This window comes from Streptomyces sp. NPDC041970 (assembly GCF_055588985.1).
On sequence record NZ_JBVJCD010000001.1, the window covers coordinates 47,628 to 66,201 of the forward strand.

Here is an 18,574-nt window from a genome sequence, read left to right on the forward strand (position 1 = left end):
GAGACCTTGTGCAGCGGCAGATCTTCACCGAGGAGCACGACGCGTTCCGCGAGACCGTCCGGGCCTTCCTGGCCAAGGAGGTCCTGCCCCACTACGACCAGTGGGAGCGGGACGGCATCGTCTCCCGCGACGCCTGGCTCGCCGCCGGGCGGGCGGGGCTGCTCGGCCTCGCCGTCCCGGAGGAGTACGGAGGCGGCGGCAGCACCGATTTCCGCTACAGCGCGGTCCTCGCCGAGGAGTTCACCCGAGCGGGGGTCGCCGGGCTCGCGGTCGGCCTCCACAACGACATCATCGGCCCCTATCTGACCGGCCTGGCCACCGAGGAGCAGAAGCGCCGCTGGCTGCCGGGGTTCTGCAGCGGCGAGACGATCACCGCGATCGCCATGACCGAACCGGGCGCCGGCTCCGACCTCCAGGGCATCCGCACCACCGCCGAGGACAAGGGCGACCACTGGCTGCTCAACGGCTCCAAGACCTTCATCTCCAACGGCATCCTCGCCGACCTGGTGATCGTGGTGGCGAAGACCACCCCCGAGGGCGGGGCCAAGGGACTCTCCCTGATCGTCGTCGAGCGCGGCGCCGAGGGGTTCGAGCGGGGCCGCAACCTCGACAAGATCGGCCAGAAGTCCCAGGACACCGCCGAGCTGTTCTTCCACGACGTGCGCGTCCCCAAGGACCACCTCCTCGGCGAACGCGACGGCGCCTTCGTCCACCTGATGACCAACCTGGCCCAGGAGCGCATGGGCATCGCCGTCGCCGCCATCGCCGGAGCCGAACACCTGCTGGAGATCACCACCCGGTACGTCAAGGAGCGCGAGGCCTTCGGGCGCCCCCTCTCCAAGCTCCAGCACATCCGCTTCGAGATAGCGGAGATGGCCACCGAGTGCGCCGTCACCCGCGCCTTCCTGGACCGGTGCGTCGTCGACCACTCCGACGGCGTCCTGGACGCCGTGCACGCCTCCATGGCCAAGTGGTGGGCCACCGAACTGCACAAGCGCGTCGCCGACCGGTGCCTCCAACTCCACGGGGGGTACGGCTACATGAGCGAGTACCCGGTCGCCAGGGCGTTCACCGACGGCCGCATCCAGACCATCTACGGCGGCACGACCGAGATCATGAAGGAGATCATCGGCCGCTCGCTGCTCGCCTGACCCCCCTTCCTCTCCCGGACCCCCTCCTCCCTGACCCGAACACGCCCGAAAGGCAGCCGACTTGAGTACCGAAGCATTCGTCTACGACGCGATCCGCACCCCGCGCGGGCGCGGCAAGGCCAACGGGGCCCTGCACGGCACCAAGCCGATCGACCTGGTCGTCGGCCTCATCCACGAGATGCGGCGCCGCCTCCCGGACCTCGACCCGGCCGCCATCGACGACATCGTCCTCGGCGTGGTCAGCCCGATCGGCGACCAGGGCTCCGACATCGCCCGGATCGCCGCGATCGCCGCCGGACTCCCAGACTCCGTCGCCGGCGTCCAGGAGAACCGCTTCTGCGCCTCGGGCCTGGAAGCGGTCAACCTGGCCGCCGCCAAGGTCCGCTCCGGCTGGGAGGACCTCATCCTCGCCGGCGGCGTCGAGTCCATGTCACGGGTGCCGATGGGCTCGGACGGCGGCGCCTGGGCGATGGACCCGATGACCAGCTTCCAGACCGGCTTCGCCCCCCAGGGCATCGGCGCCGACCTCATCGCCACCATCGAGGGCTTCAGCCGCCGCGACGTCGACGAGTACGCCGCGCTCTCCCAGGAGCGCGCCGCCGAGGCGTGGAAGGACGGCCGCTTCGCCCGCTCCGTCGTCCCGGTCCGGGACCGCAACGGCCTGACCGTCCTCGACCACGACGAGCACATGCGCCCCGGCACCACCGCCGACTCCCTCGCCGGGCTCAAGCCCTCGTTCGCGGGCATCGGCGAGATGGGCGGCTTCGACGCGGTGGCGCTCCAGAAGTACCACTGGGTCGAGAGGATCGACCACGTCCACCACGCGGGCAACTCCTCCGGCATCGTCGACGGCGCCGCCCTGGTCGCCATCGGCTCGCGCGAGGTCGGCGAGCGCTACGGCCTGACCCCGCGCGCCCGCGTCGTCTCCGCCGCCGTCTCCGGCTCCGAGCCCACCATCATGCTCACCGGACCCGCCCCCGCCACCCGCAAGGCCCTCGCCAAGGCCGGGCTGACCATCGACGACATCGACCTCGTCGAGATCAACGAGGCCTTCGCCGGAGTCGTCCTGCGCTTCGTCAAGGACATGGGCCTCTCCCTGGACAAGGTCAACGTCAACGGCGGCGCCATCGCCCTGGGCCACCCCCTCGGCGCGACCGGCGCGATGATCCTCGGCACGGTCATCGACGAACTGGAGCGGCGCGACCAGCGGTTCGGCCTCGTCACCCTCTGCGTCGGCGGCGGCATGGGCGTCGCCACCGTCGTCGAACGCCTCTGACCGCCCCGGCCGACCCCTGCTTACGGAGAAGACACCCCTATGAGCCAGAGCACGACCATCCGCTGGGAACAGGACGCCACCGGCGTCGTCACCCTCGTCCTGGACGACCCCGACCAGTCCGCCAACACGATGAACCGGGCCTTCCAGGACTCCATCGCGGCCGTCGCCGAGCGCGCCGAGGCCGAGAAGGACTCCATCCGCGGCATCGTCTACACCTCCGCCAAGAAGACCTTCTTCGCGGGCGGCGACCTCAAGGACCTGATCAGGATCGGCCCGCAGGACGCGCGGGCCGCCTTCGAGACCAGCCTGGCGATCAAGAAGTCCCTGCGCCGCATCGAGACCCTCGGCAAACCCGTCGTCGCCGCCATCAACGGAGCGGCCCTGGGCGGCGGTTACGAGATCGCGCTCACCGCCCACCACCGCGTCGCGCTGGACGCCCCCGGCTCCCGCATCGGCCTGCCCGAGGTCACCCTCGGACTCCTCCCGGCCGGCGGCGGCCTCACCCGGACCGTACGCCTGATGGGCATCGCCGACGCCCTGCTCAAGGTCCTCCTCCAGGGCACCCAGTACACCCCCCGGCGCGCCCTGGAGAACGGCCTCGTCCACGAGGTCGCCGCCACCCGCGAGGAGATGCTCGACAAGGCCCGCGCCTTCATCGACGCCCACCCCGAGTCCCAGCAGCCCTGGGACGCCAAGGGCTACAAGATCCCCGGCGGCACCCCGTCCCACCCGCGCTTCGCCGCCAACCTGCCCGCCTTCCCGGCCAACCTCAAGAAGCAGCTCGCGGGCGCGCCCATGCCCGCGCCCCGCAACATCCTCGCGGCGGCCGTCGAGGGGGCGCAGGTCGACTTCGAGACCGCCCTGACCATCGAGAGCCGGTACTTCACCGACCTGGTCACCGGCCAGGTCGCCAAGAACATGATCCAGGCGTTCTTCTTCGACCTCCAGGCCGTCAACGCGGGGGCCAACCGCCCCGCGGGCGTCCCCGAGCGCCCCGTCCGCAAGGTCGCCGTCCTCGGCGCCGGGATGATGGGCGCGGGCATCGCCTACTCCTGCGCCCGCGCCGGCATCGACGTCGTCCTGAAGGACGTCTCCGCCGAAGCGGCCGCCAAGGGCAAGGCGTACAGCGAGAAGCTGCTCGCCAAGGCGCTCTCCCGAGGCCGGACGACCGAGGCCGACCGGGACGCGCTGCTGGCCCGGATCACCCCGACCGGCGACCCGGCCGACCTCGCGGGCTGCGACGCGGTGATCGAGGCCGTCTTCGAGGACACCGCGCTCAAGCACAAGGTCTTCCAGGAGATCCAGGACGTCGTCGAGCCCGACGCGCTGCTCTGCTCCAACACCTCCACGCTGCCGATCACCGTGCTGGCCGAAGGCGTGTCGCGGCCCGCCGACTTCATCGGGCTGCACTTCTTCTCGCCCGTCGACAAGATGCCCCTCGTCGAGATCATCAAGGGCGAGCGGACCGGCGACGAGGCGCTGGCCCGCGCCTTCGACCTGGTGCGCCGCATCAAGAAGACGCCGATCGTCGTCAACGACTCGCGCGGCTTCTTCACCTCCCGCGTCATCGGCCGGTTCATCAACGAGGGCGTCGCCATGGTCGGCGAGGGCGTCGAACCCGCGTCGGTCGAGCAGGCCGCCGCCCAGTCCGGCTACCCGGCCAAGGTGCTCTCCCTGATGGACGAGCTGACGCTGACCCTGCCGCGCAGGATCCGCGACGAGACGAAGCGCGCGGTGGAGGAGGCCGGCGGCGTCTGGCCCGCGCACCCCGCCGACGAGGTCGTCGACCGCATGGTCGACGTGTACGGGCGTCCGGGGCGCAGCGGCGGCGCGGGCTTCTACGACTACGACGAGGACGGCACGCGCACCGGTCTCTGGCCCGGACTGCGCGAGCACTTCACCCGGCCCGACGCCGACGTGCCGTTCGAGGACATGAAGGAGCGGATGCTCTTCTCCGAGGCCCTGGACAGCGTCCGCTGCCTGGAGGAGAACGTCCTCACCTCCGTCGCCGACGCCAACATCGGCTCCATCATGGGCATCGGCTTCCCGCCGTGGACCGGCGGCGTGCTCCAGTACATCAACGGCTACGAGGGCGGCCTGCCCGGCTTCACGGCCCGCGCGCGGGAACTCGCCGCGCGCTACGGCGACCGGTTCCTGCCGCCCGCGCTGCTGGTGGAGAAGGCGGAGAAGGGCGAGACCTTCCACGACTGAGCGGACGGGCGGCGGCGGGCCGCGCCCGTCCGCCGCCCGCGACGCGTCCGCACGGGCCGCGTTCAGCCCCGCCCGTCGGTGAACGCGGCCCGCAGCTCCTCCTTCAGCGACCGCTGGAACGCCGTCAGGAGGGCCTGCACCACGATCGGCTGCATGTCGGCCGAGAGCGACTTCATCGCCGCCACGTGCTCCGGGTCGCCCTCGCGCTCCCGGTACGGGTTCCACACCTCGTCCCGGAACAGCCGGGTCAGCTCCTGCGCGGCCGCCCGCGTGTGCTCCAGCAGGACGGTCCGCGCCGCCAGGATCGTCTCGTGCGCGATCGGCACGTCCAGCAGCTCCACCCCGAGCCGCAGCAGCCCCAGGTCCACCCGGTAGTCGCCGCCCTCCTCCCGAGGGGGCGTCAGCACGCCCATCGCCGCCAGCCGCTCCACGTCCGGCTCCGACAGCGCCCGCCCGGCCCGCCGCTCCAGCTCGGCCCGCGTGGCCTCCTCGGTCCTGTCCGGCGCCCAGGACGCCACCAGCGCCCGGTGGATCGCCAGATCGTGGGCGCTCAGGTCGGGCGGTAGCTGCTCCAGGTAGCGTTCGATGGCGGCCAGCGTCATGCCCTGGTGCTGGAGCTCCTCGATCAGCGCGAGCCGGGAGAGGTGGTCCGGCCCGTAGTGACCCACCCGGCGGGGCCCGATGACGGGGGGCGGCAGCAGCCCTCGGGTGCTGTAGAACCGCACGGTGCGCACGGTGACGCCGGCGCGCGCCGCCAGCTCGTCCACCGTGAGCGTCGGCTCGTCGGTCCCCGTCGCCATCTCTGCTCCTCATATCGAACAGTGCTGGTGTCTCACCACTGCTGTGAAAGTGTCCGCCACCACCGCCGCGCCGTCCACCCCGGAGCCGCCCCGACGATCCGCGACGCCGCGCGGCACCCCGCGGATGCGCGTCCGGACGGCGGCCGCCTCGGGAAAACCACTGGCGGGGGCGGCGCCCCGGGGAGAAGGGTCGCACCGTGAGACTTCATGAGAACGAGATCCCCGCGGGCGAGGCGGTCGTACGGTCACTGCTGCGGGAGCAGCGACCGGAGTGGGCCGACCTCCCGGTCGCGCCGGCCGGCGCGGGCACGGACAACACGATGTACCGGCTCGGCGACCACCTGCTCGTACGGCTCCCGCGCACCGCGGACAACGCGCAGGCCGTGCGCAAGGAGCAGACGTGGCTGCCGCGGCTGGCGCCGCGTCTTGCCCGCCGCGTCCCGGAGCCGGTGCACGAGGGCGCGCCGAGCGCCGCGTTCCCGCTCGCCTGGTCGGTGTACCGCTGGATCGACGGCGCCGAGGCCGGCCCGGAGTCGGTCACGGACTGGGCCGCCTTCGGGGGCGACCTGGCGGCGATCGTGCGGAGCCTGCACTCCACCCCTCTCATGGGGGCGGTCCGCCGGGACGGGCTCAGCTCGTACCGGGGCGGCGGCCTGCACGCGTGCGACCGGTGGGTCGGCGGAAGCCTCGACGACTGCCGAGCGATCCACGGCCTCGACCTCGACGTCCCGCGTCTGCGGCGCCTGTGGCGCAGCGCGCTCGCCCTGCCCGAGCCGCCCGCCCGCCACGTGTGGCTCCACGGCGACCTCAAACCCAGCAACATCCTGGTCCAGCGGGGCAGGCTGCACGCCGTCATCGACTTCGGGGGCCTCTCGGTCGGCCTTCCCGACGCCGAGCACGCCCCTGTGTGGGACCTTCCGCCCGAGGCGCGGCAGGCGTACCGGGACGCCCTGGGCCTGGACGACGCGACCTGGTCGCGTGCCCGAGCGTGGGCCATCGCCGTCGGAGTCAGCGGGGTGGCCTACTACTGGGGCGTCCATCCGTCCTTCGTCAGCGAGTGCCTGGCGCGTCTGCACGCGATCCTGGGGGCCGCGGGGGAGCGGTGAACCGGCCCCGCGCGGCTTCCCTTCCGCCTGCCCGCGGGCGGGCGTGACGGTGTGAGCGCGGCGGACCGGCTCCGGCCCTCGGACCCAGAAGGCGGGCCCTGCGCCGCACGCGCCGACGCCTCCGCCGCCTGCCGGGGACCGACGCACGGAGCCGTCGCCGCGAGGGGCGCGGCGACGGCTCCGTGGGACCGCTTGCCGCCCCGGAGGGCCGGGGCCCTCCGGGGCGGCTGGTCCCGCCCGCGCCGCGACCCGGCGCGGGCGCGGCCCTCAGCGGTGGTCGCCGTGGGCCCGGTGGCCGCGGTCGGCGTGGTCGTGGACGCTGTTCGTCGCCGCGATCCTCTTCCAGGACGCCGGCCGCGCGGGCCGCACGGCCGCCGTCCGGGCCGCCCCGGCGGTGTCCGCGCCGGTCGCGGCCGGCAGGACCGGCCGCGACGGCCGGTACAGCCAGGCGTCGAAGAGGGCGGCCAGCGGCTTGCCCGAGACCCGCTCCGCGTACCGGACGAAGTCGCCGACGTTCGCGTTGCCGTACGCGTGCTCGGCCGGCCAGCCCCGCAGCAGCTCGAAGAACGTCTCGTCGCCGACCTCGTCGCGCAGCACCTGGAGCGCGAGGGCGCCCCGGTCGTAGACGGCGATGTCGAACTGCTTGTCCGGGCCCGGATCGCCCGGCCGCACCTTCCAGAACGGGTCGTCGGCCGGGTGCTGGGCGTACGTGTAGTCCGCCAGCTCCCGAGCGGTGCCCTCGCCCTCCTTCTCCGACCAGAGCCACTGGCTGTACCGGGCGAAGCCCTCGTTGATCCAGATGTCCTTCCAGCCCTCGACCGACACGCTGTCGCCGTACCACTGGTGGGCCAGCTCGTGGACGACGACCGAGACGTTGGAGCCGTTCGCGAACTGCCGCGGGCTGTAGAAGGGCCGGGTCTGGGTCTCCAGGGCGAAACCGCTCGTCACGTTGGGCACGTACCCGCCCAGCGCGTTGAACGGGTACGGGCCGAACACCTCGGTCAGCCACTCCGCGACCTCCGCGGTCCGCTCGACGCTCGCGCGGGCCGCACCGGCGTGGGGGCCGAGGTCCTTGCTGTAGGCGTTCACCACCGGCAGGCCGTTCGCGGTCGTGTCGGTCGTGATGTCGAACTTCCCGACGGCCAGCGTCGTCAGGTACGAGGCCTGCGGCTTGTCGGAACGCCACACGAAGCGGGTCCAGCCGAGCTTCGAACTCCGCGACTGGAGCACGCCGTTGCTGATCGCCTGGGTGCCGTCGGGCACGGAGACCGACACGTCGTACGTGGCCTTGTCCAGCGGGTGGTCGTTGCTCGGGTACCACCACACCGCCGAGTCCGGTTCCTGCGCGGCGACGCCGCCGTCCGGGGTCCTGGCCCAGGCGGTCCAGCCGTCGATCTTCAGCTCGGAGGGCTTTCCGGCGTACCGGACGACCACCGACACGTCCTTGCCGCGCCCGAGGGGGGTCGCCGGGGTGATCTCCAACTCGTGGTCGCCGCTCGTGGCGAAGCGGGCCTTCCTGCCGTTGACCCGCACCTCGGAGACGGCGAGCCCGAAGTCGAGGTTGAATCGGGCCAGTTCCCGCGTGGTGGTGGCGAGGATCGTCGCCGTGCCCTCCAGCAGGTCGGTCGCGGGCTGGTACTTCAGCCGCAGGTCGTAATGGGACACGTCGTAGCCGCCGTTGCCGGCGGCCGGGTAGTAGGGGTCGCCGATACCGGGTTCGCCCACGGCGCCCGGTGCCGCCGCTGCCGGGATCGCCAGCAGGAGGGTGGCCGCCAGGGCGCTGGGGACGATCAATCTGCGGTGCACGCCATCTCCACGTCGTCGGGACGGATGATCTTCCGACCGGTTGCGACGAGGCTATGCAGGAACCGGGCGGGCGGGCCCGTTTCCGGCGGTTCCGTCACATGATCGCCATTCCGCCGTCACGCTGGGCAGTGATCACCCTGTTCCCCGGGAGCCGGCCGGGGTACCGTCCGCACACGCCAGGGGCCGCGGGCGGCGTTGCCCGCCCCCGTACTCCGGGAGGCAGCCGCCGATGACCGTCGCCCGCGCCCTGCGCCTGCTCGGCCCGCGCCCGCGTCCCGTGCCGGCCGCCGGCCCCGCCCGGCCCCGTGAGGCGCCTCCGTGCCGCCGCGCGGGGGCGGTGCGCCGGACCGCCGCGGCGGTGGCGCTCACGGCCCTCGCCCTGCCGGTCGCCCTGGTGCCCGCGGAGGCCGCGCCGCGCCCGCCGCGCACCGGGTTCGAGACGAGCGGCGGGGAGCGGTGGACCGGTGAGGCGGAGGAGCGGTCCTTCCTCGCCGCGGTGGACCGGGGCAGCGCGCGGGTGTCGGTGGAGCGGATCGGCGCCACCGGGCAGGGCCGCCCCCTCCGGCTCGTCCGCGTCGGCCGCCCGCACCCCGCCGCCGTCCGCGTGCTGCTGGTCTGCGGCCAGCACGGCGACGAACCCGCCGGGCGCGAGGCGTGTCTGACGACCGTCCGCGATCTGGCGTACGCCGAGGACCCCGCCACCGCCGCCTTCCTGGCCCGTGCGCACCTGCTGGTGCTCCCCACGGCCAACCCCGACGGGCGTGCCGCGAACACGCGGGGCAACGCCGCGGGCGCCGACGTCAACCGGGACCACATCGCGCTGCGGACCGCCGAGGCGCGGGCGATCGCCGCCGTGCTGCGCGACGAGCGGCCGGACGTCGTCCAGGACCTGCACGAGTACCGGGCGACCCCGCCGTACTACGACCGCGACCTCTACGTCCTGTGGCCGAGGAACGCGAACGTCGACGGCCGGGTCCGCGCCGCCTCGCGGGACCTGTCGGAGCGTCATGTCCGGCCCGCCGCGGCGGCCGGCGGACACCGCGGCGGCCATTACGGGATCTGGACCGACCCGGCCACCGGGGCGCCCCTCCGGCAGACCGCGGGCGACGGCCAGGAGCGTGTCCTGCGCAACGCCGCCGGGCTCAAGCACGCCGCCGGACTCCTCGTCGAGTCCCGGACCGACGCGCTGAGCGACGCGGAGAAGGCCGACCCGGCGCTCAACCACCGCCGCCGGGCCCACTCCCAGCGGGCCGCGCTCACCGGCCTGTTCGACTTCGTCCGCGCACGGGGCGCCCGGTTGCGGGCGGCCACCGCGCTCGCACGGCTGACCGGCCTCTCCGACCGTGGGCCGGTCCACCTGGGCGGCGCGGACAACGACCCCGCCGAGGCGTCCGAGATCCTCGCCGACGCGCCGTGCGGCTACCGGCTCGACGCGGCGCAGTACGCCGACGTCTCCGACGAGCTGGCCCTGCACGGCGTCGCGGTCCGGCCGCACGAGGGGGGGGCCCGTGGCGCATATGTGCCGCTGCGTCAATCCGTTCGCCGGTTGGTTCCGCTGCTCCTCGATCCGCAGGCCGCATACCCCCTCACAAGGGGACAAGCCGATACTCTTTGTTGATCCTGCGAGATCCGGGGCAGGGATGGGGCTGCCCTGCGGAGGGCGACTATCAGACGCAGTGAAAGGAGTCGTGCGTGTCCCAGGACGATCAGACGACGGATGGACGGGAGGGGTTGGCGGTCACGGCGGACCTCCCTCCCGAACCAGTCAGCACCAAGGCCCCCACCACGGACCGGGTGGTGTTCGGTGTCACGGCGGCTCTCACGCTCGCCTTCGTCATCTGGGGCGCCACCGCCACGGAGTCCCTGGAGACCGCGTCCGGCAAGCTGCTCAACGGGCTCATCCACAACGGCGGCTGGGCCTTCATGCTGGTGGCCTCCGGGTTCGTGGTCTTCGCCCTGTGGCTGGCCGTCAGCCGCTACGGGAGGATCTCCCTCGGCCAGGAGGACGAGAAGCCCGAGTTCCGGACCGTCTCCTGGGTCGCGATGATGTTCAGCGCCGGGATGGGGATCGGGCTGATGTTCTGGGGTGTGAGCGAGCCCCTGGCCCACTACCGCACCCCGCCGCCGGGCACCGACCCCGCCGACTCGGCCGAGGCCATGCAGACGGCGATGGCCACCACCCTCTTCCACTGGACGCTGCACCCGTGGGCGATCTACGCGGTCGTCGGGCTCGCCATCGCGTACAGCGCCTACCGCAGGCGCAGGCGGCAGACGATCAGCGCGGTCTTCGAGCCGCTGATCGGCAAGCGCCACGCGTACGGCGCCTTCGGCCGCCTCATCGACATCGTGGCCATCTTCGCGACCCTGTTCGGCTCGGCGGCCTCGCTGGGCCTGGGCGCGCTCCAGATCGGCAGCGGCTTCCAGGAGCTGGACTGGCTGGAGAAGACCGGCACCGGCCTCCTCGTCGCGATCATCGCGGTGCTGACCGTCGGCTTCGTCGCCTCCGCCGTCTCCGGGGTCGAGAAGGGCATCCAGTGGCTGTCCAACACCAACATGGTGCTGGCGCTGCTCCTGATCGTGTTCGTCTTCATCGCCGGACCCACGATCTTCATGCTCGACCTGCTGCCCACCTCCATCGGCGCCTACCTCACCGACCTGGGGCAGCTCGCCGGCCGCACGGAGGCGACCGGCGGCGGTGACGTGGCCGACTGGCTCGGCAGTTGGACGGTCTTCTACTGGGCCTGGTGGATCTCCTGGACGCCCTTCGTCGGGATGTTCATCGCGCGGATCAGCCGCGGCCGCACGATCCGCCAGTTCGTCGGCGGCGTCATCCTGGTGCCCAGCACGGTCAGCCTGGTCTGGTTCGCCGTCTTCGGCGGCTCGGCCATGAAGCTGGACGCGGCCGGCAAGCTCACGGGCGCCGACACCCCCGAGGCCCAACTCTTCGGCGTTCTGCAGGAGTTCCCGATCGCCACCGTGACCAGCATCCTGGTGATGGTCCTGGTCGGCATCTTCTTCGTCTCCGGCGCGGACGCCGCCTCGATCGTCATGGGCACCCTCTCCCAGAAGGGCGTCCTGGAACCGGGCAAGTGGGTGGTCGTCTTCTGGGGCGTCGTCACCGGGGCCGTGGCCGCGATCATGCTGCTCATCGGCGACGGCAAGGACAACGCCCTGGAAGGGCTCCAGAACCTCACCATCCTGGTCGCCGCCCCCTTCACCCTCGTGATGATCGGCATGTGCGTGGCCCTCATGCGCGACCTGCGCAAGGACCCGCAGATCGTCCGCCGCGAGTTCGGGGTGGAAGCGGTCGAGTCCGCGGTGATCGAGGGGCACACCAAGTACGACGGCGACTTCGAGATCCGTATCGGACCGGGCTCGGCGGCCATCACGACGGACGAGCGCCGCACGCCCAAACCCTCCTCCGGCTCCAGCGCCGCGGGGAAGGGCCTGGACGACTGACCGGGAGGCCCCCGAACGCCCCGGAGCCCGCGACCGTCCACGGTCACGGGCTCCGGGGCGTTCGGCCACCCGGACCCGCGGCGACGGGCTGGGCCGCCGGCCCGTCCGGGCCGCCCCGGCCCGTCCGGCCTGCGGGCGCCGCAGCGTGGCGCGCCGGGGCCGGTCGCCAGGGCTCGCGGCGACCCCCGTGGCGCCAGAGGCTCTTCCCGTGTTCCCGTGTTCCCGCGTTCCCGCGCGGCGACGAGCACCGGCCGGGGGAGCGCAGGGCGGGTCGGCCGCCCTGCTCAGCCCACCAGCGCCGCCGCCGCCCGCGCGCACCCCCAGGCCACGGTCACGCCCGCGCCGCCGTGCCCGTAGTTGTGCACGAGCACTCCGCCGCCCGCCGACGCCTCCGCCTCGATCCTGACCCCGGCCTCCCGCGCCGGCCGCAGCCCCACCCGGTGACCGAGGACCCGCGCGCCGGCGATCTCCGGTCGCACCCGCGCGCACCGCGCCACGATCTCCCGAGCCGTCCCCCCGTCGGGCTCCGTGCGCGGATCGTCCGCCTCGGCCGTGCCGCCCAGCACCAGCCGGCCCGGCTGCGGGAAGAAGTACGTCGTCGCGGCCGACGCCTCGGACGCCTGGACGAACCACTCCTCGATCCCCGGATTCTCCACCAGGACCAACTGCCCGCGCACCGGCCGCACCCCGGCGTCGGGCACCAGCTCCCGCGCTCCCAGCCCCGTGCAGTTCACCACCGCGCGGCTCCGCACCGCCGCCTCCTCGAACCCGGTCACCGGCCGCCGCACCACCGCTCCGCCCGCCGCGCCCAACCGGCGTTCCAGCCAGGCGAGATGGACCGGCATGTCCAGCAGCGGCAGCCTCACCCGCAACCCCTCGGGCGTCTCCACCGCGCCCTTCAGCTCCGCCGCCCAGGCCCCCAGCGCGGCGAACCGCTCACCGCAGTGCAGCCCCGGCACCAGCCGCACCCCCGTCTCCTCGGGCGCGGCGGCCAGCTCCTCGTAGACCGCCAGCGTCTCCAACGACCAGCCGCCGACCCGCTCCGCCGGCTCGATCCGGTAGGGCCACCACAGCGCCCCGGCGACGGCCGAGGTCGTCGCCCCGGCCGGATCGCGCGACCACACCCGCACCCGCAGCCCGCGCTCCGCCAGCGTCACGGCGGTGGTGAGCCCGATGACACCGCCGCCCACCACGATCACATCCGCCACCGCGCTCACTCCCGTCGCCTCGGCGCCGCGTCCGCCCCTCGTGGGCGGCCGGACCCGGAACGGACGCTAACGGAACACGGACGGCACGCGCGCCGCGCCGGCGCGGCGGCCCCGCCCCCGAGCCCCGGACCTCGCCGCCGTCCCCGAGACCGGGCCCCGCCCGGCGCCGATTAGGATCGGCACCCTGATGACTGCCACCCTCGTCGCCAAGGACCTCGCCGCCGGACACGGCGACCGCACGCTCTTCGCCGGGCTCGACCTCGTCGTCGCCCCCGGAGACGTGATCGGTCTCGTCGGAGCCAACGGCGCCGGCAAGTCCTCCCTGCTCCGCCTGCTCGCCGGCCTGGACCGCCCCGAGGAGGGCGAACTGCGGCTCTCCCCGCCCACCGCCGCCGTCGGCCACCTCCCGCAGGAGCCGGAGCGGCGCGCGGGCGAGACGGTCGCCGCGTTCCTGGCCCGCCGCACCGGGGTCGCCGACGCCCAGCGCGCCATGGACGAGGCGACGAACGCCCTCGTCGAGGGCGCGCCGGGCGCGGACGACGCCTACTCCGACTCCCTGGAGCGCTGGCTCGCCCTCGGCGGCGCGGACCTGGAGGAGCGCGCCGAGCAGGTCGCCGCCGAGCTGGGGCTGACCGTGGGCCTCGACCGGCCCATGACCGCGCTCTCCGGAGGGCAGGCGGCCCGCGCGGGACTCGCCTCCCTGCTGCTCTCCCGCTACGACGTCTTCCTGCTCGACGAGCCGACCAACGACCTCGACCTCGACGGGCTGGAGCGCCTGGAGCGGTTCGTGTCGGGCCTGCGCGCGGGCACCGTCGTCATCAGCCACGACCGCGAGTTCCTGATGCGCACGGTCACCAAGGTGCTGGAGCTGGACCTCGCCCAGCAGCAGATCAACCTCTACGGCGGCGGCTACGCGGCCTACCTGGAGGAGCGGGAGACCGCCCGCCGGCACGCCCGCGAGGGGTACGAGGAGTACGCCGACCGCAGGGCGGCCCTCGAAGCGCGCGGCCACATGCAGCGCTCCTGGATGGACAAGGGCGTCCGGAACGCCCGCCGCAAGGCCACCGACGGCGACAAGCTCGGCCGCAACGCCCGCAGCGAGGCGAGCGAGAAGCAGGCCGCCAAGGCCCGCCAGACCCAGCGCATGATCGAGCGCCTCGACGTCGTCGAGGAGCCGCGCAAGGAGTGGGAGCTGCGGATGGAGATCGCCTCCGCACCGCGCTCCGGGTCCGTCGTCGCCACCCTGCGCGACGCGCGCGTGGCGCGCGGCGACTTCTCCTTCGGGCCGGTCTCGCTCCAGGTCGACTGGGCGGACCGGGTCGCCATCACCGGCGCGAACGGCGCGGGCAAGTCCACCCTCCTCGCGGCCCTGCTGGAGCGGCTGCCGCTGGACTCCGGTCACGCGGCGCTCGGTTCGGGCGTCGTCGTCGGCGAGGTGGACCAGGCCCGCAAGCTCTTCCTGGGGGCGGAATCGCTGCTCGACGCGTTCTGCGCGGCCGTCCCCGACACGGAGCCGGCCGAAGTGCGCACCCTGCTCGCCAAGTTCGGCCTGCGCGCGGACCACGTGACGCGGCCCGCCACCAGCCTCTCGCCGGGTGAGCGCACCCGCGCCGCGCTCGCCCTGCTCCAGGGCCGGGGGGTCAACCTCCTGGTGCTCGACGAGCCGACGAACCACCTGGACCTGCCCGCCATCGAGCAGTTGGAAGCGGCGCTGGAGACGTACACCGGCACCCTGCTGCTGGTCACGCACGACCGGCGGATGCTGGAGGCGGTCCGCACCACCCGCCGTGTCGAGGTGGCGGACGGCCGGGTCGAGGAAGTCTGAGGCGCGGGGCGCGGGGCGAAGCGGTCACCGGCGTCCCGCCCCGCCCCGTGCCGACACGGGGCGGGGCGGGGCGGGACGCGGGGCGTCAGCGCCCCCGCGCGCCGCGCTTCGGGTCGGCCAGACCGGCCCGCCGCAGCGCGTCCGCCATGGCGCTGTTGCCCGGCGCCGGGGCCCCCTGCGCCGGGCGGGACGCGCCGCCGCGCCGCTCCCGCCCGCCGCCCTGACCGCGCTCGCCGTCGGCACGGCCCTGACCGCCGCCGGAGCCCTGGCCCTGCCGCTGCTTCGGCGGGCGGCCGCCCCGCTCGTCCCGGCCTGGCCGACCGCCGCCCGCGCCGGGCTCGTCGTCCAGCCGCAGGGACAGCGAGATCCGCTTGCGTGGCACGTCGACGTCCATGACCTTGACCTTCACGATGTCGCCGGGCTTCACGACGTCGCGCGGGTCTTTCACGAACGTCCGGGACAGCGCCGAGACGTGCACCAGCCCGTCTTGGTGGACGCCGACGTCCACGAACGCGCCGAACGCCGCCACGTTCGTCACCACGCCCTCCAGCACCATGCCGGGCGCCAGGTCGCCGAGCTTCTCGACGCCCTCCTTGAAGGTCGCCGTGCGGAACGCCGGGCGCGGGTCGCGCCCCGGCTTCTCCAGCTCCCGCAGGATGTCCGTCACGGTCGGCAGACCGAACACGTCGTCCACGAAGTCCGCGGCCCGCAGCGACCGCAGCGCGCCCGTGTCGCCGATGAGCGAACCGACCTCGCCGCCCGTGGTCTTCGCCATCCGCCGCACCACCGGGTAGGCCTCCGGGTGGACGCTGGAGCCGTCCAGCGGGTCGTCCCCGCCGCGGATGCGCAGGAAGCCCGCGCACTGCTCGTACGCCTTCGGCCCCAGCCGCGCCACCGCCTTGAGCGCCTTCCGGGACGGGAAGGGGCCGTTGGCGTCCCGGTGGGCGACGATGTTCTCCGCGAGCCCCGAGCCGATCCCCGAAACCCGTGAGAGCAGGGGGGCGGAGGCGGTGTTGACGTCGACGCCGACCGCGTTCACGCAGTCCTCCACGACCGCGTCCAGCGAACGGGACAGCTTCACCTCCGACAGGTCGTGCTGGTACTGCCCGACGCCGATCGACTTCGGGTCGATCTTCACCAGCTCGGCCAGCGGGTCCTGGAGCCGCCGCGCGATAGAGACCGCGCCGCGCAACGACACGTCCATGTCGGGCAGTTCCTGCGAGGCGAACGCGGACGCGGAGTACACGGACGCGCCGGCCTCCGAGACCGTCACCTTCGTCAGCTTCAACTCCGGGTGCTTGTCGATCAGTTCACCGGCGAGCTTGTCGGTCTCGCGGGACGCCGTCCCGTTGCCGATCGCGATCAGCTCGACCGCGTGCTCCTTCGCCAGGTGCGCCAGCTTCGCCAGCGCCTGGTCCCACCGGTTGGCGGGCACGTGCGGGTGGATCACGTCGGTGGCCACCACCTTGCCGGTGGCGTCGACGACGGCGACCTTCACCCCCGTACGGAAACCGGGGTCGAGCCCCAGGGTGGCCCGCGTCCCGGCCGGGGCGGCGAGCAGCAGGTCGCGCAGGTTGGAGGCGAAGACCCGCACCGCCTCGTCCTCCGCCGCCGTGCGCAGCCGCAGCCGCAGGTCGATGCCGAGGTGCACCTGGATACGGGTCCGCCACGCCCAGCGCACCGTCTCCGCGAGCCACGCGTCACCGGGGCGGCCCCGGTCGGCGATGCCGAAGCGGCGGGCGATCATGTGCTCGAAGGCGGAGGGGCCCGGCCGTTCGGCGGCCTCCGGCTCCTCCGGCTCCAGGACCAGGTCGAGCACGTTCTCCTTCTCGCCGCGCAGCATCGCGAGCACCCGGTGCGAGGGCAGCGCGGTGAACGGCTCGGCGAAGTCGAAGTAGTCGGCGAACTTCGCGCCCGCCTCCTCCTGTCCCGCGCGCACCTTCGCCGTCAACCGGCCCCGGCTCCACATGCGTTCGCGCAGCTCGCCGGTGAGGTCCGCGTCCTCGGAGAACCGCTCGGCGAGGATCGCCCGCGCCCCCTCCAGCGCCGCCGGGGCGTCCGCGACGCCCCGGTCGCCGTCCACGAACGCGGCGGCGGCCGTGAGCGGGTCCACCGACGGGTCGCCGAGCAGGCCGTCCGCCAGGGGACCGAGCCCCGCCTCGCGGGCGATCTGCGCCTTCGTCCGCCGCTTCGGCTTGAACGGCAGGTAGATGTCCTCCAGGCGCGCCTTGTTCTCGGCGGCCCGGATGCTCGCCTCCAGCGCCGCGTCGAGCTTGCCCTGCTCGCGCACGGACTGGAGGATCGTCTCGCGCCGCTCCTCCAGCTCCCGCAGATACCGCAGCCGCTCCTCCAGCGTGCGCAGGTGCGCGTCGTCCAGGGACTCGGTCGCCTCCTTGCGGTAGCGCGCGACGAACGGCACGGTCGCCCCGCCGTCGAGCAGCTCGACGGCCGCCCTGACCTGTCGTTCCCGTACGCCGAGCTCCTCGGCGATCCTGCCTTCGATGGACGTCGTCACGGTTTTCCCGACTCGCCTTCTCGTACCTGGCTGTGCTGGCCGCGCCCGCTTCGCGGCGGGCGCGTTCTCGACCGGGGGCATCCCCTTCGCCTGCATTGTGCCGGGTGGCCGGGGGCCGTGTCGCGCGGCCTCGGCGGACACGCCCGGAGCCCCGGCCTCTCGCGCGCGGGGCCGAGGCCGCGAGGGCCGGCGGCGCAACCGGAGCCCCGGCCGCTCGCGCGCGGGGCTCCGGGGCTGCGCGGGGTCAGCCCTTCCCGGTCGCCTCGGCCGGGAACGCGCCCGCGGCGGCCGCGGTGAACAGGAAGCCGCGCGCCAGCTCGGTGAGCCGCTCCACGTCCGCCGCCCCCAGGTGCTCGTACGGGGCGGCGTCCATCCGGTCCGTCGCCTCCTCCACCTCGGCGCGCAGCGCCGTGCCGGCCTCGCTCAGCCCGCCCGCCCCGTCGAGCAGCCCGCGCTCCCGCAGCCGGTCGCAGGCGGCGTCCCAGTCGGCGCGCCGCCAGCCGCGGCTGGCCAGGAGCCAGCGGGGGGCCATGCCCTTGCCGGTGGCGGTGTGGCTGACGAGGGCTTCGAGCGGGTCCAGTCCGGCGGTGAGCAGGGCGGCGAGGTGCGCGTCGCCCCGGTGCTCGCGCAGCAGGGTCGCCGCGTGCCAGAACGCCAGGTGCGGCTCGTCCGGCACCGGCAGGTCCGCGTGCGCGGCGTACAGCGGCCGGGCGTGCGGGGTGCACGCCTCGGTGGCGCGCAGCGCGAGCCGGGCCGCCTCCGCCATCTCCTTGGAGGCGACGGCCTCCTCGCCGAGCAGCCGCCGCAGCGTCGAGTCCGCCGCCCGCAGCCGGGCCGCGAGGACCTGCCCGGGCGAGGCGGTCTCCCAGACGGCGGGCACGTGGCGCGCCACCAGCTCGGGGTTGAAGTTGGAGAAGGTGGCGCAGACCGCGCCCGCCCCCACCGCGCCGAGCGCGGCGGCGCGACTGGCGAAGTAGGCGGCGCCGGGGTCCTCGACGCCGAGTCTCGCCATCTCGGCGCCCAGGTCGGGGGAGAAGTAGAGGCAGGAGTGCAGCGGGTTGACGGCGTCGTGGCAGCGGCGTCCCGCGCGGGCCGGAAGAGTGGTCATGACCGCACGTTACCGACTGGTCAGTACGGCGGGGAACCCCGAGGGGGCGACCGCCGATGGCAGGAAAGGTGGGGTTTTCGTCATTGCGGCCCTCGCGGGCCGCCGCCCA

12 protein-coding genes are annotated in these 18,574 nt (G+C 74.0%); 7 read left to right on the plus strand and 5 right to left on the minus strand.

Going from position 1 to position 18,574, the window contains the following annotated elements:
- Positions 1 to 8 precede the first annotated feature (8 nt).
- The 3 genes from ACZ6EJ_RS00230 (at position 9) to ACZ6EJ_RS00240 (ending at position 4,638) form a co-directional block, all read left to right on the plus strand.
- The gene (locus tag ACZ6EJ_RS00230; protein ID WP_469263284.1) at positions 9 to 1,151 is read left to right on the plus strand and encodes an acyl-CoA dehydrogenase family protein; all 1,143 of its coding nucleotides are present in this window, start codon (positions 9 to 11) and stop codon (positions 1,149 to 1,151) included.
- Positions 1,152 to 1,212: 61 nt separating this feature from the next.
- Positions 1,213 to 2,427, plus strand: coding sequence for an acetyl-CoA C-acetyltransferase (locus ACZ6EJ_RS00235; protein ID WP_469263286.1), 1,215 nt, complete (start codon positions 1,213 to 1,215; stop codon positions 2,425 to 2,427).
- A 39-nt stretch (positions 2,428 to 2,466) separates the two neighbouring features.
- On the plus strand, positions 2,467 to 4,638 hold the full coding sequence (locus ACZ6EJ_RS00240; RefSeq protein ID WP_469263288.1) for a 3-hydroxyacyl-CoA dehydrogenase NAD-binding domain-containing protein: 2,172 nt from the start codon (positions 2,467 to 2,469) through the stop codon (positions 4,636 to 4,638).
- Positions 4,639 to 4,700: 62 nt separating this feature from the next.
- Here ACZ6EJ_RS00240 and ACZ6EJ_RS00245 read toward each other — a convergent pair whose 3' ends face one another.
- On the minus strand, positions 4,701 to 5,438 hold the full coding sequence (locus ACZ6EJ_RS00245; protein ID WP_469263290.1) for a MerR family transcriptional regulator: 738 nt from the start codon (positions 5,436 to 5,438) through the stop codon (positions 4,701 to 4,703).
- Positions 5,439 to 5,635: 197 nt separating this feature from the next.
- Here ACZ6EJ_RS00245 and ACZ6EJ_RS00250 point away from each other — a divergent pair, with 197 nt between their 5' ends.
- A complete protein-coding gene (locus ACZ6EJ_RS00250; protein WP_469263292.1) occupies positions 5,636 to 6,544 on the plus strand; it encodes an aminoglycoside phosphotransferase family protein in 909 nt (302 codons plus the stop codon).
- Between the two features lie 267 nt (positions 6,545 to 6,811).
- Here ACZ6EJ_RS00250 and ACZ6EJ_RS00255 read toward each other — a convergent pair whose 3' ends face one another.
- The gene (locus ACZ6EJ_RS00255) at positions 6,812 to 8,350 is read right to left on the minus strand and encodes a M1 family metallopeptidase (RefSeq protein WP_469263293.1); all 1,539 of its coding nucleotides are present in this window, start codon (positions 8,348 to 8,350) and stop codon (positions 6,812 to 6,814) included.
- Between the two features lie 229 nt (positions 8,351 to 8,579).
- On the opposite strand from ACZ6EJ_RS00255, the gene ACZ6EJ_RS00260 reads away from it, so the two are divergent.
- Both ACZ6EJ_RS00260 and ACZ6EJ_RS00265 read left to right on the plus strand, forming a co-directional pair.
- A complete protein-coding gene (locus ACZ6EJ_RS00260) occupies positions 8,580 to 9,968 on the plus strand; it encodes a M14 family zinc carboxypeptidase (RefSeq protein ID WP_469263295.1) in 1,389 nt (462 codons plus the stop codon).
- A gap of 74 nt (positions 9,969 to 10,042) precedes the next feature.
- A complete protein-coding gene (locus ACZ6EJ_RS00265) occupies positions 10,043 to 11,809 on the plus strand; it encodes a BCCT family transporter (protein WP_469263297.1) in 1,767 nt (588 codons plus the stop codon).
- A gap of 284 nt (positions 11,810 to 12,093) precedes the next feature.
- Here the strand turns inward: ACZ6EJ_RS00265 and ACZ6EJ_RS00270 are convergent, their stop codons facing one another.
- Positions 12,094 to 13,026, minus strand: a complete 933-nt coding sequence (locus ACZ6EJ_RS00270) for an FAD-dependent oxidoreductase (protein ID WP_469263299.1) — start codon at positions 13,024 to 13,026, stop codon at positions 12,094 to 12,096.
- Positions 13,027 to 13,204: 178 nt separating this feature from the next.
- Here ACZ6EJ_RS00270 and ACZ6EJ_RS00275 point away from each other — a divergent pair, with 178 nt between their 5' ends.
- Positions 13,205 to 14,842 (plus strand): ABC-F family ATP-binding cassette domain-containing protein, encoded by a 1,638-nt coding sequence (locus ACZ6EJ_RS00275; RefSeq protein ID WP_469263301.1) that lies wholly within the window; start codon positions 13,205 to 13,207, stop codon positions 14,840 to 14,842.
- Positions 14,843 to 14,927: 85 nt separating this feature from the next.
- Here ACZ6EJ_RS00275 and ACZ6EJ_RS00280 read toward each other — a convergent pair whose 3' ends face one another.
- On the minus strand, positions 14,928 to 17,357 hold the full coding sequence (locus ACZ6EJ_RS00280) for a Tex family protein (RefSeq protein WP_469263302.1): 2,430 nt from the start codon (positions 17,355 to 17,357) through the stop codon (positions 14,928 to 14,930).
- A 244-nt stretch (positions 17,358 to 17,601) separates the two neighbouring features.
- Complete coding sequence (locus tag ACZ6EJ_RS00285; protein ID WP_469263303.1) at positions 17,602 to 18,465, minus strand: SCO6745 family protein; 864 nt, start codon at positions 18,463 to 18,465, stop codon at positions 17,602 to 17,604.
- Positions 18,466 to 18,574 lie beyond the last annotated feature (109 nt).